The organism is Streptococcus sp. k-628 (assembly GCF_013277475.1).
Taxonomy (GTDB): domain Bacteria; phylum Bacillota; class Bacilli; order Lactobacillales; family Streptococcaceae; genus Streptococcus.
On record NZ_VMMZ01000102.1, the window covers coordinates 1 to 16,173 of the forward strand.

Genomic DNA, 16,173 nt, shown 5'->3' on the forward strand with positions numbered 1-16,173 from the left:
TTTCATTGAGTATAAGATGAGTAGGGAGGAAGAGGTAAAAGTTTATGCCCAAACTCTTCACATAAGAACTCTAGCTTACCCATTCTATGGAATCTTGCATTATCCATTAAAACTTCCAACTCATACTCTTCTAAAATCTATTCAAACCACGTCAGCTTCACATTATATATGTTGGTGACCTCATAAGTCTTATCTGCAACCTCAAAGCTGTTCTATGAGAAGCCTACAGCTAGCTTCCTAGTTTAATCTTTGCTTTTCACTGAGTATTAAGTTAAAAAAATGAGGCTAGTCAAAAAGTCTTTAAAACCAAAAAACGCATAATATCAGGTATTGAAAACCTTGTACTATGCGTTTTATTGTGGGAAGATTTACTTCATTTTTTCCTGAAGTAGAGTTTTTTCCCTGACTCATTGATTTGGACTATTCTTTTGATGAACTGCTTGAGCTTGAATCTCCACCACCGATATATTGGGTAAAGATATTTTGGAAGGCTTGGTCCTTAACCTTGATATTGGCTGCTTGCAATTCTTTTCCGATAATGCTTTGAACAAATGTTGAATCATTTTGTTTTTGAGTCAAGATAACAGTTTTTAATTTTTCTTTGTAGTCATCGATGTTAGATGATTTTTCTGTTTTCTTAATGAGTTTTACAATGTAATATTGGCTACTGTAGGCTTGTGTGCCAGTTGCTGTAATCACATCAGAAATGCCATTTACATCTAAAGCGAAAGCGGCTTTCTTGACTTGCTCAGGTACTTCTGTTGAAGCAGAATCAAAGGTGATTTCTCCACCATTTGCTTTAGTTTTCTCATCAGTTGAGTTATCTTTGGCTAATTGGGCAAAGTCAGCACCTTCTGCCTTGGCTTTTTCGAGAACTTCTTTGGCCTTATCTTCATTATCAAGACGGATGATTTGAGCCGTTACATCTGGAGTATATTCGTCAAAGGCCTTCTTGTAAGCCTCATCTGTCAATTCAGCTTCTGCTGCCTTCTTAACTGCCAACTCAACTAATTTACTTGTACGAATTTGAGCTTTACGTGTTTCAATCGTCATACCTGCTTGTGACAAGACACGTTGGTAGTTTTCGCCATATTGTTTTTCTTCTTCGGCAATAGTATCATCAACCTCTTTATCATCAAGCTCTGAGCCATATTGTTTTTCAAAAACTTTTTGGATGGTCATATTTAACAAGACTTGTTGGGCTGAAGGGTTGCTTTTCACTTGCTCATAAAATTGATGTTCTGTGATGACATCCCCTTTCATGCTGATAAGGTCTGCCCCTTCTGAACCTTTCGAACAAGCTGCTAAAGTTGCTACTGATAATAGTGTAATGGCACCTGCCAATAGTTTTTTCTTCATGTCTACTCCTTTGAGATAAGTGTTATTCTATCTATTTTACTATATTTTCTTAAATTTTTCTGAAAATCATTCGCTGTCAGGCAATTGAACATCTGCTACATTCTTACGAAGCATGAGAATGCCGTCCCCCAGAGGTACTAATGTTGCGGTGAGTCCTGGATTGTCTAAGGTTGCATCAAATAGTCTTTGAAGGCCTCGATAGATGGTTCGCTGACCTCGACGGACTTCCATAATGTCCTTGGCAACATCACCGCCTTGGAAAATATCATCCAAGACAACCACACCTCCAACTTCCAAATGTTTGAGGATTTCTGGCAGAAAGACGATGTATTTAGACTTGGCAGAATCCATAAAGACGAAATCATAAGACTCTGTCAGTGTAGATAAGACATCCACCGCATCTCCCTCTAGGAGAGTGATTTGCTTGCGACTGTCAAACTGGGCAAAATTTTCCTTGGCAAAACCAATCATTTCTGGATTGCGATCAATGGTTGTAATCTTGGCATTTGGCGCATGTTCTGCCATCAAGAGGGCTGAAAACCCGATGGCCGTCCCAATTTCCAGAATGTTTTTAGGTTGCATGGTTTCCATGAGAAAACGGAAATAAGCAACCGTTTCATGGGGAATAATGGGAATATTTTCCTTGCGAGCAAAGTCTTCTAATTCTTTCAAAGAACCTGTGACTTGCTTTTGACGCTGGCGCATCAAGTCCACAATTTCTTCCTTAACAACAGGGCGACGCATGTTATGGTTGGCATTTTTACTATACGATTCAACCATCTTATGCCAATCCCAATTTTTCAACAAGTGCTTCAAACTCATTTAAACGACGTTCAAAGACTGCAAAGGCATCGTTGAGATAGTCTTCCTTCTCCATATCAACACCAGCTTTTCTCATGACATTAAGTGGATAGTCAGACTTACCTGCCTTGAGGTAATCAATATAGCGGTCACGGTCTTCTTGACTACCATGGACAATCTTTTCAGCCAGGGCTGAGGCTGCTGCAAAGCCTGTCGAATATTGGTATACATAGTAGTTATAGTAAAAGTGTGGAATGCGAGCCCACTCGTATTGGATTTCAGGATTGTCTTCCTTACTCAAACCATAATACTCTTGGTTCAAGTCAGCGTAGAGTTTATTTAAGAAATCGCTTGTCAAGACTTCACCATTTTGATCCGCTTGGTGAATCGCGTGTTCAAACTCAGCAAATTGAGTTTGGCGGAAAACTGTTCCACGGAAACCATCTAGGAAGTTATTGAGAATCGCAAAGCGCGTTGCGTCGTCTTCCACTTCTTCCAATAATTTCTCCGTCAAGATATTTTCATTGGTCGTTGAGGCAATCTCAGCCAAGAAGATCGAATAATCTCCGTAAACATAAGGTTGCGTTTCACGAGTATAGCTTGAATGCATACTGTGACCTGTTTCATGAACAAGAGTAAAGAGATTGTCCAGATTGTCCTGCCAGTTGAGAAGCATAAAGGCATTGGTATCGTAAGAACCACCAGAATAGGCACCTGAACGCTTGCCTTGATTTTCATAAACATCAATCCAACGCTCACTGAAAGCACGTTTAACACGGCTCAAGTAATCCTCACCCAAGACTGACAAAGCATCTTCTGCCTTTTTCAAGGCTTCTTGGTAGGTAAAACTATATTCAACAGAAGAAAGTGGTGTGTAGACATCGTACATCTTGAGGTCTGAAATCCCCAAAATCTTTGAACGAAGCTCAAGGTATCGATGCAAGAGTGGTAAATGCTTGCGAACTGCTGCTACCAAATTGTCATAAACACTCTCTGGAACAAAATTGGCTGCTAGGGCTGCATGACGAGCACTCTTGTAGTTGCGAACTTTGGCACGATAGTTTTGGACCTTAACATTGGTTTGCAAGGTTTTGGCATAGGTGTGTTGGAATTGCTCATAAGTCGCATAAAGTGCTTGATAAGCACCACGACGAACCTCACGGTTTTTAGACTCCATCAAACGTGTGTAAGTCCCATGAGAGAGCTGCACTTCCTTACCATCATCGTCAAGAACATAAGGGAACACAATATCCGCATTGTCCAAGATAGCGAAGGTTTCACTTGCCGAACCAAAGATTTCTCCAGCGCCAGCCAATAATTCTTCCTCGCGTTGTGAAAGAACGTGACCCTTGCCTTGCAAAAGCTTGTCAAAATAGTGTTGATAAACCTGCAATTTTGGTTGAGCTTCTAAAAAGTCAGCATACTGCTTTTCACTAATTTCCATAAATTCAGGCTCATAGAATGAAAAGGCTTGGTCTAGCTGGCTGTAGAGTGTCATGGCCTTGGCATAGTACTCTTGGTACTTGGCTTCACGCGTGTCCTGGTCATTTTTCATATGAGCATAAACGTAAAGCTTCTCCATTTGGCGTTCCATTTCAAGAGAAAATTCAGTAATTTCGAGTAGGCTATCCGCACTATTCAAGAGATGGCCTTCATACTGGGTTACTGTCTCCAATTGTTCTGTTAAATCTTTTAAGGCTTCTTCCCAAGCCTGGTCAGTTGGGTAGATCGTTGATAGATCCCATGTATCTTTTTCATTTATTTCATGTCTTTGTAATACCATTAGATTCCTCCATCCTTTCTATTCTACCATATTTTTCAAGAAATATTGCTGATAAAAGGCTGGTGGATAGAGCTTTTGCCAATCATTTTGAGGATTTTCTTGGTAATAGATTTGAAAATACTGATAATAGCTAGTCAAATCTTGCTCAATTTGGCAAAAATTACCTACTAGTGGTCGAATTTGTGGATACCATTCTTTTAGCCCATAAGTTAGGAGATTTTCTCCCTTTGTATAGGCTTCCGCTTGTTCTTTCATCCAAAAAGGATTTTGATAATAGAGTTGTTGCCGGATATAGCGACAGATGTCCTTATCTTGAGAAACTGTAAAATGAGATATTTTTTGTTTCTTATAGGGAAGACGCAATATTTCCAATAAACTACCTTGACCATAGGAAAATTCCTTGATTTGATAATGGAGTTTACCGCGTAGATCCTGATAAATCAGGTATTTGATCCTTAAAAGCTGTTTTTCCTTGTCCAATTCCCAAACATAAAATCCCATGTTTTGACTGAAATAGAGAAAACCTTCTTGCAGACGAGTCAAACGCTCCTTGAGCCAAAGTTTTTCCCCCAGCAACCACAGTACTTGATAACCCTGACTACGATAGCCCTCGCTACGCTCTTTAAGAAGTTTTTGTGGTAAGGGACTACACTGAACTTCTAGGGCTAGATTGCCATTTACAAATACATCCGCAATCTGTTTAAGCTCTGGAAGCGGGTATTCTAATTGCACCTCTGCCTCTTTTTTCAACCAGTGATAAAGGATTTTCTTATTTGCCAAGTGTTCTAGACTTTCATTTTCAGAGGAAAAATCACAGTCTTTTAAGGTTTTGTGGGCAAAATGGGTCCGGACACTTGGTCCTTGCCGCAAACGGAGCTGACCTCCACAAGCTGGGCAGGTGTATGCTTGCTTCTCAAGCTTATCCTCTAACACATTTACCAATTCTCCTCTAGCATCTCTCGCAACAAACATAATTTCCCTCCTTTTCTATATTATTCGAAAAAAAGAAAAAAGATCAGGAAATTTCCTAATCTTCATCACTCTATAATTTTAGAGTTGCAAGCGACTTTCAAGAGCTTGTGTCAACACTTCAGAATAGTTCACTTTCTCACGATCTGCAAGTCTGACTAGCCACTCTGGAACTGTAACATTTTTTCGAATCGCCTTATTATTCTTTACGAAAGGCAAGGGATTGACTTGAATCAAAGTCACAAATCCATCGGGTGCTTTCAACTCAGCAATGTCACTAGGAGTAGGCAGAGCCAGTCCTTCATCAATATAAGAAGCTAAAACACTCTCAAGCATTTCCCGAGCATTTTTCATTGCAAGTTCAATCGTTGCTCCTTCAGTCCCGCCTCCAAACTCCGGAAATTCAATCCAGTATCCAGTACCTTCTTTATGAAAAATAGCAGGATAAGATTTTAGCATAATACACCTCCACAATTTCCAAATCAACTACAATCCTAAATCTTTTAATATTTTTCTCTCTAAACCTTTTCCTAGATCATCATTACCGTGAACTGGAATAGTGACAAGATAGGAGACCCCTTCTTTCTTAAAATGATGATGACTTCCTCTCTTACGAACTTCAATCCATCCATTTGCAAGAGCTAATTTTACCATTTCCTTACCTGTGATTGGCATGTATGGTCACCTTTCTAGCTAAAATTATACTTATAATGCGTATTTTTGTCAATGCTTCTATCTTATCTATTCGTAAAAAAGAAAAAAGATCAGGAAATTTCCTAATCTTCATTCATGTTTATTTGATTTTTTTAGCTAGCATGGTCGCAAAGCGTAGTTGAATACGATTGCCATTCTCATCGCGACGGTGCAAATGACCTGGATTTTCATTGTACTTAACCAATTCCCAGTCCTTGTAATAATCTGCCAGTTCCCCTTCTTTAAAAGTGAATGGGAAGTTAACCGAGCAAGGGTAATCCTCCGTGTCCATGGCACAAACAATAAGATTATAGCCACCGACCGTGGTATGCTCCTGCATATTTTTGATAATTGCAGGAATGCGGTCTGCTTGCAAAAACATCAAAACAACTGTCGATACGATGAAATCATACGCTTGCTCAATGCTGGCTGAATTGATATCGTAAAGACCAACAGGCATGTCCAAATCTTCCTGCTCCACAATGCTTTGCAAGATTTCAAGGGACAGTTCATTTTGATCCACAGCTGTCACATCAAAACCTTGCTGGGCTAGAAAGAGGGAATTACGCCCCTGACCACATCCCAAATCCAAGGCCTTCCCTGGTTTTACTGTCTGCATAGCCTCTAGGACCTCTGAATGAACAGGATTGGTATTGTATTTCTTAGGGAAATAATCCGCAGGTTTACAATAAAATTCCAAATACCATTCTACATCGTCTGTTACAGCCTCCACTCGGTGCCAGGCTTGTGGTTGTGCCATTGGATTGTCAGCCCCCGCTTCAAAGAGATGCTCAGCTAAAACCTCACCATCTTCTGTCAATTCAATAAACTTGAGAGTTCCTTTTAAAACAGTAATCTTGCCCCAAGTCCCAACCTTGGTATTGTGTTTCTGCTGAACAGCCTCTGGCATGGTTTCTTTAGTCCACAAGGGCATACGTTTATAGGCAACTAATTTTTCCATTTTCATTTCCTCTTTTTATCGCTGATTAACAGCTTTCATCACGCGCGCAATGTCGCGGTTTTGCTCACGACGTTTGATTGACTCCCGCTTATCATAGTCATGCTTCCCTTTAGCTAAACCTAAAAGGAGCTTGGCATAACCATCTTTGATATAGACTTTAAGAGGAACCAGCGTCATTCCTGTCCCTTTGGTCTCTTGTTCCAACTTTTGGATTTGCTTTTTATGGAGTAAGAGTTTTCGACGGCGTTCTGGTTCCTGGTTCCAGATATTGCCCTCTTCGTAAGGAGCGATATGAACATTGCTCAACCAAACTTCTCCATTTTTCACTTGAGCAAAGCCGTCCTTGAGATTGATTCGAGCAGCTCGCACACTCTTGATTTCAGTCCCAGTCAGGACCATCCCTGCCTCTAGCGTATCTACGATTGTATAGTCATGACGCGCCTTTTTATTTTGTGCGACGACCTTTCCCTCGCCCTTTGCCATGTTTGGCTCCTTTCTTAGCTACTTCCTTATAAAAAGGTTTCTTTCCTTTTTTCTTCTTGTCTTTTTGTGAATGCTTGCGCTTATCATTTGAGCGTCCTGATTTTCTCTTGTCTTCTTTCTTATCTGAACGACGACTTGAACCACGTCCTCTGTCATTTCGACTAGACTGTTTCAAGCCTTTTTCAATCACATCAAACTCACTTGGGATGTAAGAGAAGTCAATTTCACCCGTCATCTTGTCAGCTCTTTCAACTCGGATACGAATCTGCTGTCCTACACGGAAGGTTGTCCCCGATTTTTCCCCACGAAGAGTCAAATCACGTTCATTGAAATGATAAAATTCAGGTAGATTAGTGATGTGAATCAAGCCCTCAACTGTATTCGGCAATTCAACAAAGAGACCGAATTTAACGATGCTAGACACAACCGCATCGTACTCTTCGCCCACGTATTCTTCCATGTACTCAGCCTTTTTCATGGCTTCGACTTCACGTTCAGCCTCAATGGCACGACGTTCACGGTTGGAAGACTGGGTCGCAATCTCTGGAATCACTTGCTCAAAATGCTCTGCTATTTCTTTAGAACGGCCGTAATCACGAATCATACGGTGAACAAGAAGGTCTGGATAACGACGAATCGGACTAGTAAAGTGAGTGTAATAGTCAGCCGCTAATCCATAGTGGCCGTGATTGTGCTCTGAATAGCGAGCCTGCTGCATAGAGCGAAGAAGCATCATGGACAATACATCTGCATAAGGTTCTCCCTCAACAGCACGCATGATGTCTTGAAGTGCCTCCTGGCTAATCTCACTGGCAGTTCCATAAATGCGCAAGCCAAAACTCGAAGCATAGTCAATAAACTTCTGAACCTTTTCAGCCTTAGGCTCCTCGTGAATTCGATAGATAAAAGGTAGGTCCAGCTTGCTAAAATGCTCAGCAACTGTTTCATTGGCCATCAACATGAAGGACTCAATCATGCGCTCTGCAATGCCACGCTGACGAAGAACGATATCAACAGGCTTACCTTGCTTATCCACTAAAATCTTGGCTTCATTGGTATCAAAATTGAGGGCTCCACGTTTCACACGCATGTTTTCTAAAGTTTCATGAAGTTTGGCCATGAGTTCGATACTTGGAACAATTTTCTGATATTCTTGTCTCTTTTCCTCATCGCCAGCTAAGATGTCATTGACATCACTATAGGTCATCCGATAGCTTGTCTTGATAACTGTTTGTGTGATAGTGTAGTTGACCACACGACCATGTTTATCAATCTCCATGATGGCTGACTGAGTTAGACGGTCAACTTGAGGATTGAGGGAGCAGATACCATTTGACAGTCGTTCTGGAAGCATTGGGACCACACGGTCTGTCACATAGACAGAAGTCGCGCGATTAAGGGCTTCCTTATCAAGAGCCGAACCCTCGGTCACATAGTAGGAAACATCTGCGATGTGAACACCGAGTTCCAGATTGCCATTCTTCAATGCCTTGATATGCACCGCATCGTCCAAGTCCTTAGCATCTGCACCGTCAATGGTAAAAGTTATCTCATCTCTCAAGTCCAGACGGCCCTCCATATCCTTTTGAGATGGAGCATCAGGCACACTTTCTGCTTCCTTAACAACAGCCTCTGGAAATTCTGAGACAATGTCCATAGATTCCAAAACCTCAAGAACATCAATTCCGACATCCGTTGAATGCCCAACCACATCTAGTACACTCGCGACAAAGAAATCGTGTTTCTTACTTGGGTATTTGTCGATAAAAACCTTAAGAACTTCTGTTCCCTCTAGTTTTAGAGCTGGTTTCTTAACGTAAATCGGTTGGTTGATTTTCTGATTTTTTGAACGGATGTAACCAGCATACTTAGGTTTTTCCTGATCTAGAACGATTTGGCCGACAACTGTTGTCAAGCTGTGTTCTAATATATCAATAATTTTGGCTTCGGCTGCTGTTCCTTTATTTCGGTCAGCGACTTTCTTAATCACGACCTCAACGGTATCACCATCAATAGCATAGTTGACATCGTTTTTTCCTACAAAAAGGTCGTCCTCCTCGCCTTCCAGACTAACAAAGCCAAAGCCATTTTTATGAGCATGAAAAATCCCCTTGAGGGTAATCTCATGTTTTTTCTTGACTTCCAAAGTCAAAGTTCCATCTTCTTCAAAGCGAATCTGGTGCTTTCTTTCCATTAGGGACAAGGTTTTAATCAACTCACGAAAATCCTTGGAACCATCTTTTTCCAAAGCCTGAGCCAAGTCATTGACAGTCACCTTTCCCTTATCTTGCAAATATTCCTTTATTCTATCTTTCATATTTTCTTTCTAGATTTTTTAATTTTCTTTTACTGTAAAACCTTCTTACACATCCTTTAAAAACAAAAAGAGGCAAAGACCTAGTCCTGCCCATTATTTTCTTATCTACTTGATAATACCGTCAATGCTAAGGCAATGGCTAGCCAGAAAAAGACTAAAATCCCTGTCAAACGCTGCATTACAGCTTCAAAACCGCGTGCTTTACTGCGTTCAAACAAATCACCTGAGCTGGCATCAAATACATTGCTGGATTGGTTTTTGGTTGGTTGCATGAAAATCGCAATCACAATCACAACAGATAATACTAATAAAATGGTTAATAATAGGTTATACATATCAAACTCCTTAAAATCCCTATTATTTTACCATAAAATCTACTTAGATTCAAGATGTAGGGTTACTTTTCTTTCCTTGGGACAATACTTTAAAACCTCAATCTTGTCTGGATGGGTTTTTGAATTTTTACTGGTTAGGTAATTGATACTGCCACAAGAGGAGCATTTGAGATTAATTTTTACTCGCACTAGATTTCCTTTACTTTTAATAATGTTCGAAATTGAAGCAGGTTAAAGAGACAACTAAAGGCAACACAAAGGCTTGTCGCATAAAATACTGCATGGTAGCCAAATTGACCTGCTACTGCAGAACCTGCCATAGGCCCAACGACACCTCCCAGATAAAAGAATACCTGATTGAAGGCAAAGACCCTCGAAATACCAGCTTTGGGCGTCATCTTGCTGAGAAGGGCATTAACTCCGGGAATCAAAGCACCGGTTCCCAAGCCAAAGAGGAAACGATAGAGTCCTAGTTGAAAGGGGCTAGAGGCATTGGCACAGAGGAGATAGATGATAACTGAATAAAACTGGGCTACAACCAAGAGGCGATGGTTGCCCACTTTATCACCTAGCTTGCCCATGACTCCTGCACTCATCATACTGGAAAAGCCCATACTGGATACAATCAAACCAGATACAAAAAGAAGATTCTCTGTCTGGCCTAAGTCACGTACATAAAGAGCCAAAATAGGGCCAATTGATTGGGCTGAAAATTGAATGACAAAACTGGTTAGAAAGAGATTGACCAAAAGATAGGGATATTTGACCGAGGTAAATAATTCCTTTGTTGGAATAGCCTTTTCCTTGGCTACTGGTTTAAAATCTTCCTTGATAAAGCAAATAGTCAAAACAGCAGCTAAGAACAGAAAACTACCAACCAGTAAGAAAACAGTACGAATTCCAAATAATTCTGCGATAAAGCCACCAATAAAGGGACCAGTTAGAGTACCTGCAACTACGCCTGTAGACAAAGTACCTAAGGCAGAGCCTGATTTCTCCTTGGGAACCTGACTGGCTATCAAGGCTGTGGCATTAGGAACAAATCCTGCAAATATACCGTTTAATAAACGAAGAAAGATTAACCAATAGATATTTGGTACAAAAGCCAATCCCCCCATAGTAATGGTCATGGCCATGCCTGCTCGAATCATCATGGGTTTTCGACCGTATTTGTCAGCAAGGATGCCCCAGATAGGAGAGAAAAGTGCCGCAGAAATGGCAGAGACAGAAATAGCTAAACCTGCATAAAAAGCAACTTGCTCACTCCCTACACCTAGATTTTCCACAAAAATGGGCATAAAAGGCACAACTAAGGAAATACTGGCTCCTGTCAGAAAATTACCAAACCAGGCAATGCGCAGATTATCCTTCCAGTTAATCTCTGTCATCTTCACTACCTCCCTCAAGCAGGGAGAACACCTGAGTAAGAAGCTGGTCCTGATTTCCATTGTTGTTTAAAACATGGCTGGCCAAATATTTCTTTTTCTCTAAAGGCCACTGGGCTGCCAGACGAGACTCGGCTTCATCTTTGGACAAGTGGTCCCTTTTCATTAAGCGTTCTACTTGGACATCTCGGTTCACATAGACCAACCAGGTCTCATCAAACCAAGAGACGTAGTCCTGCTCAAAAAGTAGGGGAATATCCATGAAGAAAATCTCTTCTGTCTGAGCCAACTGGTCTCTCAACGTAGCTAGTTCCTCACGGATAATCTTTCCTTGGATTTGCTTAGACCATTCTCGTTCTTCAGGATTTGAAAAGATAAGACTAGCTAGGAGAGGGCGATTAAGTTCTCCGTTTTCAAGGATGATTTCTTGCCCAAAGTGCTGGACTAGAGCCTGAAACAGACGACCACCAGGTTTCTGTAGTTGGTGGACGACTGCGTCAGCATCCACTACTTGAAAGCCTTGCTTTCTTAGAAAATTTGTCACAGTTGACTTACCAGAGGCAATTCCCCCAGTGATTCCAATGATTTTTTCCATCAGTCCCTCCTTTGGCACTGAGGACAAAAGTGAGTTCCTCGTCCACCTAGTTGGATTTTCTCAATGATGGTGCCACAGCGTACACATTCTTGACCAGCCTTGTCATAGACCTGATGAAAATCCTGCATAGTTCCATCTTCACCAAAAGCGTTGGTATAGGTCCGAATGGTGGAACCACCTTTTTCAACAGCCTGTCCCAAAACAGCAATGGTCTGGTCACGAATGGCAGTCGCTTCTTCTGCTGTCAAAGTCTGAGAAGGTCTAGCTGGATGAACCTGAGCTCGCCAGAGAACCTCATCCACATAGATATTGCCAAGTCCAGCTACCAAAGTCTGGTCTAAAAGATGGGATTTGATAGGCTTTTTAGATTTAGCTAGAGCTACTTGAAAGACCTGCACATCAAAGTCTTGTTCACTTGGTTCAGGTCCTAGTTTTTTAGAAAGAAAGTAGGCTTCCAAAAGGTCAGGCGCCAAGAGTTCCATAGTACCAAACTTGCGAACATCCTCATAAACAAGCGTGCCACCATCTTCAAACTGAAAGAAAACATGGGCATGCTTGCGTTCAGGAACCTGGTACGGATAATAAAAATACTTGCCCTCCATCCGCAGATGGGAAATCAAGACCTTGTCTGTCAGGTAGAAAAGCAAATATTTACCACGACGTTCCATTGACTCAATAATCTGACCAGGCACTTCCTTTTGAAACTCGACCAAATTCGTCTTAATCATCTTGGGATAGCGAATTTCTATACTCGAAATCTTCTTACCCAAAATCAATTTTTCCAAGCCACGTCGAACGGTTTCAACCTCAGGTAATTCAGGCATAAGTCCTCCTTCTGTAAAAACAAGAAGCAGGCATGAGCCCACCTCTACTTAGTATTCTTTTTCATTATAGCCAAAGTCAGCCAAATCTAGCTTTTTATCACGCCAGTTTTTCTTGACCTTGACCCATGTTTCTAGGAAGACCTTGTCTCCTAGCATGAGTTCTATATCACGACGGGCCATGCTACCAATTTTTTTAAGCATAGCACCACCTTTACCGATGATAATCCCTTTTTGACTATCACGCTCGACCATAATTGTTGCACGGATGTGAACCTTGTCTGTCTCTTCATCTCGTTTCATAGAATCCACTACTACTGCAACAGAATGCGGAATTTCTTCACGAGTTAGGTGCAAGACTTTCTCGCGAACCATTTCTGAAACCAAGAAACGTTCTGGATGGTCTGTGATTTGATCAGCTGGGAAATACTGGAAACCTTCGTCCAGATTTTCACTCAAAATATCAACTAAACGTGAGACATTATTTCCCTGAAGGGCTGAGATAGGAACAATTTCCTTGAAGTCCATCTGATTACGGAAATCATCAATCTGAGATAAAAGCTGGTCTGGATGAACCTTATCAATCTTGTTCACCACCAAAATCACAGGAACCTTGGCAGCTTTGAGACGCTCGATAATCATGTCGTCTCCCTTACCACGCGCTTCATCAGCAGGTACCATGAAAAGAACGGTGTCCACTTCGCGAAGGGTACTATAGGCAGACTCAACCATGAAATCTCCGAGAGCTGTTTTAGGCTTGTGAATCCCTGGTGTGTCGATAAAGACGATTTGTTCCTTATCAGTCGTGTAAATTCCCATGATTTTGTTGCGCGTTGTCTGCGCCTTGTCACTCATGATGGCAATCTTTTGCCCCATGACATGATTTAAAAAAGTTGACTTCCCAACATTGGGACGTCCTAAAATGGCTACAAAGCCTGATTTAAATGTCATAATTTCCTCTTACTGTTTAAAATAATAAATCCCAGATTCGTGGGAGAAAAATCAATGCGCCTGTTAAGGCTGCGAAAAGAGAGACCACTAATACCGCGCCAGCCGCCATATCCTTGGCATTTTTAGCCAGCATGGAAAAGTGATAGTGACTGGCCAAATCCACCACATTTTCGATAGCAGAATTGATAATCTCAAAAGCTACCACCAAGAAAATGCTCAATAGGAGAAAGAGCCATTCGATTCGTGACACCTGAAAAACAAAACCTGCTAGGATGACCACTAGAGCCGTCACGGTATGTTTTCGCATATTGCGTTCTTCCTTGATAGCAGTAAAAATTCCTGTGACGGCAAATTCTAAACTGGATATCAGGTCACGATTTTTCCATTTTCGTTTATTGTCTTGTGAGTCCATAGGCTGTCAAAATTTCTTCTTGTAAACCGAACATCTCCGCTTCTTCTTCCGGAGTGTAGTGATCATATCCATTGATATGTAAAAAGCCGTGTACTGCCAAGAAGCCCATCTCACGCTCAAAGCTATGGCCATATTCCTCGGCCTGCTCATGAGCCTTATCAATAGAGATGAACAGTTCCCCAATATAGGCATCAAACTCAGACATCATCTCTGCCAATTCTGGATTTTCAAGCAAATCTTCCTCGTCAAAGGCAATTTCCAACTCTGGCTTATATTCAAGGCTGATAACATCTGTCGGACGGTCGGTGTCACGGTACTCCAGATTGAGTTCATGACTACGTTCATTGGTCACAAAGGTAACCGCCATCTCCTTGTCTTCTTTGCCTAATTTTTGGGCTGCAAATTCCAAAATTTCTTGGGTTTGTTGCAACATTTCTTTTGAAACTTGACCAGTTTCATCTACCATTTCAATATACATGTGCTTCTCGTTTCTCTTTACTTGGCTTTATTATACCACATTTCCATGATTTTATTCTACCTTTTTGATATAATACTATGGAATACAATCACAAGGAGAGAACGATGTCATTTGACGGATTTTTTTTACACCACATGGTTGAGGAATTGCGAAGAGAGTTAGTGAATGGTCGCATTCAGAAAATAAATCAACCTTTTGAACAAGAATTGGTCTTGCAAATCCGCAGCAATCGCCAAAGCCATCGCCTGCTCCTTTCTGCCCATCCAGTTTTTGGACGCATTCAGCTGACCCAAACAACTTTTGAAAACCCAGCCCAGCCTTCTACCTTTATCATGGTTTTGAGAAAGTATTTGCAGGGTGCCCTGATTGAGTCTATTGAGCAAGTGGAAAATGACCGTATTGTGGAAATGACAGTTTCCAATAAAAACGAGATTGGAGACCATATCCAGGCTACCTTGATTATCGAAATTATGGGGAAACACAGTAATATTCTACTGGTTGATAAAAGTAGCCACAAAATCCTCGAAGTCATTAAACACGTCGGATTTTCACAAAATAGCTACCGCACCTTGCTTCCTGGGTCAACCTATATCGCTCCGCCAAGTACGGAATCTCTCAATCCTTTTACTATCAAGGATGAAAAGCTCTTTGAAATCCTACAAACACAGGAAACGACAGCTAAAAACCTTCAAAGCCTCTTTCAAGGTCTGGGACGCGATACGGCAAATGAATTGGAAAGGATACTGATTAGTGATAAACTATCTACTTTCCGAAACTTTTTCAATCAAGAAACCAAGCCCTGCTTGACAGAGACATCCTTCAGCCCAGTTCCTTTTGCAAATCAGGTGGGAGAGCCTTTTGCCAGTCTTTCTGATTTGTTGGACACCTACTATAAGGATAAGGCTGAGCGCGACCGCGTCAAACAGCAAGCCAGTGAACTCATTCGTCGTGTTGAAAATGAACTTCAAAAAAATCGTCATAAACTGAAAAAACAAGAAAAAGAGTTACTGGCGACAGACAATGCTGAAGAATTTCGTCAAAAAGGAGAATTGCTGACAACCTTCCTTCATCATGTGCCTAACGACCAAGACCAGGTTATCCTAGACAACTACTACACTAACCAACCTATCACGATTGCACTTGATAAGGCTCTGACTCCCAACCAGAATGCCCAACGCTATTTTAAACGGTATCAGAAACTCAAAGAAGCTGTCAAATACTTGACTGATCTGATTGAGGAAACCAAGGCAACCATTCTCTATCTGGAAAGTGTAGAAACCGTCCTCAACCAAGCTGGACTGGAAGAAATCGCTGAAATCCGTGAAGAATTGATTCAAACAGGCTTTATTCGTAGAAGACAGCGAGAAAAAATCCAGAAACGCAAAAAACCAGAACAATATCTAGCAAGCGATGGCAAAACCATCATCTATGTCGGACGCAATAACCTTCAAAATGAAGAGCTAACCTTTAAAATAGCCCGCAAGGAGGAACTTTGGTTCCATGCCAAGGATATTCCTGGAAGCCACGTTGTCATCTCAGGCAATCTTGACCCATCTGATGAAGTCAAGACAGACGCAGCAGAGTTGGCCGCTTACTTCTCTCAAGGTCGCCTGTCAAATCTGGTTCAGGTAGATATGATTGAAGTCAAGAAACTCAACAAACCAACTGGTGGAAAACCAGGCTTTGTCACCTACACAGGACAAAAGACTCTCCGTGTCACACCAGATCCAGAAAAAATCGCATCCATGAAAAAATCCTGATTTTACTTGAAATCAGGATTTTTAACTTATACTCAATGAAAATCAAAGAGCAAACTAGCCGCAGGTTGCT

18 protein-coding genes and 1 pseudogene are annotated in these 16,173 nt (G+C 41.3%); 1 reads left to right on the forward strand and 18 read right to left on the reverse strand.

Translation table 11 applies throughout. The annotated features are described in order from the left end of the window. Positions 1 to 17: 17 nt before the first annotated feature. The 18 genes and pseudogenes from HT730_RS09850 to ybeY all read right to left on the reverse strand — a co-directional run. Positions 18 to 113: pseudogene (locus HT730_RS09850) on the reverse strand (IS630 family transposase); the annotation flags it as partial. Positions 114 to 420: 307 nt separating this feature from the next. Further along, positions 421 to 1,359, reverse strand: coding sequence for a peptidylprolyl isomerase PrsA (gene prsA / locus HT730_RS09855; RefSeq protein ID WP_173307486.1), 939 nt, complete (start codon positions 1,357 to 1,359; stop codon positions 421 to 423). 66 nt (positions 1,360 to 1,425) lie between these two features. Next, on the reverse strand, positions 1,426 to 2,139 hold the full coding sequence (locus HT730_RS09860) for an O-methyltransferase (RefSeq protein ID WP_004259562.1): 714 nt from the start codon (positions 2,137 to 2,139) through the stop codon (positions 1,426 to 1,428). 1 nt (position 2,140) lies between these two features. Further along, entirely contained in the window at positions 2,141 to 3,943 is a 1,803-nt protein-coding gene (gene pepF / locus HT730_RS09865) for an oligoendopeptidase F (RefSeq protein ID WP_173307487.1), read from the reverse strand. A gap of 18 nt (positions 3,944 to 3,961) precedes the next feature. After that, positions 3,962 to 4,915, reverse strand: a complete 954-nt coding sequence (locus HT730_RS09870) for a competence protein CoiA family protein (RefSeq protein WP_173307488.1) — start codon at positions 4,913 to 4,915, stop codon at positions 3,962 to 3,964. Positions 4,916 to 4,993: 78 nt separating this feature from the next. Next, positions 4,994 to 5,371, reverse strand: a complete 378-nt coding sequence (locus HT730_RS09875) for a type II toxin-antitoxin system HicB family antitoxin (RefSeq protein ID WP_050252888.1) — start codon at positions 5,369 to 5,371, stop codon at positions 4,994 to 4,996. Between the two features lie 27 nt (positions 5,372 to 5,398). Next, a complete protein-coding gene (locus HT730_RS09880; RefSeq protein WP_172924585.1) occupies positions 5,399 to 5,587 on the reverse strand; it encodes a type II toxin-antitoxin system HicA family toxin in 189 nt (62 codons plus the stop codon). Between the two features lie 118 nt (positions 5,588 to 5,705). Beyond that, on the reverse strand, positions 5,706 to 6,566 hold the full coding sequence (gene tehB / locus HT730_RS09885; RefSeq protein ID WP_173307489.1) for an SAM-dependent methyltransferase TehB: 861 nt from the start codon (positions 6,564 to 6,566) through the stop codon (positions 5,706 to 5,708). Between the two features lie 15 nt (positions 6,567 to 6,581). Further along, a complete protein-coding gene (gene smpB / locus HT730_RS09890) occupies positions 6,582 to 7,049 on the reverse strand; it encodes an SsrA-binding protein SmpB (RefSeq protein WP_001051750.1) in 468 nt (155 codons plus the stop codon). Further along, positions 7,012 to 9,366, reverse strand: coding sequence for a ribonuclease R (gene rnr / locus HT730_RS09895; RefSeq protein WP_173307490.1), 2,355 nt, complete (start codon positions 9,364 to 9,366; stop codon positions 7,012 to 7,014). Before rnr ends, smpB begins: the two co-directional genes overlap by 38 nt. A 101-nt stretch (positions 9,367 to 9,467) precedes the next feature. After that, complete coding sequence (gene secG / locus HT730_RS09900) at positions 9,468 to 9,701, reverse strand: preprotein translocase subunit SecG (protein WP_000282517.1); 234 nt, start codon at positions 9,699 to 9,701, stop codon at positions 9,468 to 9,470. Positions 9,702 to 9,740: 39 nt separating this feature from the next. Then, on the reverse strand, positions 9,741 to 9,890 hold the full coding sequence (rpmG, locus tag HT730_RS09905) for a 50S ribosomal protein L33 (RefSeq protein WP_001809104.1): 150 nt from the start codon (positions 9,888 to 9,890) through the stop codon (positions 9,741 to 9,743). Continuing rightward, the gene (locus HT730_RS09910) at positions 9,890 to 11,089 is read right to left on the reverse strand and encodes a multidrug efflux MFS transporter (RefSeq protein WP_173307491.1); all 1,200 of its coding nucleotides are present in this window, start codon (positions 11,087 to 11,089) and stop codon (positions 9,890 to 9,892) included. The genes rpmG and HT730_RS09910 overlap by 1 nt, the downstream gene beginning before the upstream one ends. Next, a complete protein-coding gene (coaE, locus tag HT730_RS09915) occupies positions 11,076 to 11,681 on the reverse strand; it encodes a dephospho-CoA kinase (protein WP_173307492.1) in 606 nt (201 codons plus the stop codon). Before coaE ends, HT730_RS09910 begins: the two co-directional genes overlap by 14 nt. Then, on the reverse strand, positions 11,681 to 12,505 hold the full coding sequence (gene mutM / locus HT730_RS09920) for a DNA-formamidopyrimidine glycosylase (RefSeq protein WP_173307493.1): 825 nt from the start codon (positions 12,503 to 12,505) through the stop codon (positions 11,681 to 11,683). The genes coaE and mutM overlap by 1 nt, the downstream gene beginning before the upstream one ends. A gap of 48 nt (positions 12,506 to 12,553) precedes the next feature. After that, positions 12,554 to 13,453 carry a GTPase Era gene (gene era / locus HT730_RS09925; RefSeq protein WP_050208736.1) on the reverse strand — a complete coding sequence of 300 codons (900 nt, stop codon included), beginning with the start codon at positions 13,451 to 13,453 and terminating at the stop codon, positions 12,554 to 12,556. A gap of 16 nt (positions 13,454 to 13,469) precedes the next feature. Further along, a complete protein-coding gene (locus tag HT730_RS09930; protein ID WP_173307494.1) occupies positions 13,470 to 13,865 on the reverse strand; it encodes a diacylglycerol kinase in 396 nt (131 codons plus the stop codon). Further along, entirely contained in the window at positions 13,846 to 14,343 is a 498-nt protein-coding gene (ybeY, locus tag HT730_RS09935) for an rRNA maturation RNase YbeY (RefSeq protein WP_000275156.1), read from the reverse strand. Before ybeY ends, HT730_RS09930 begins: the two co-directional genes overlap by 20 nt. Before the next feature lie 104 nt (positions 14,344 to 14,447). Between ybeY and pavA the strand changes: the two genes are divergently transcribed. Further along, positions 14,448 to 16,103: an Rqc2 family fibronectin-binding protein PavA gene (gene pavA, locus HT730_RS09940; RefSeq protein WP_173307495.1), complete on the forward strand. Its 1,656-nt coding sequence runs from the start codon at positions 14,448 to 14,450 to the stop codon at positions 16,101 to 16,103. The last annotated feature ends 70 nt before the right edge of the window (positions 16,104 to 16,173 follow it).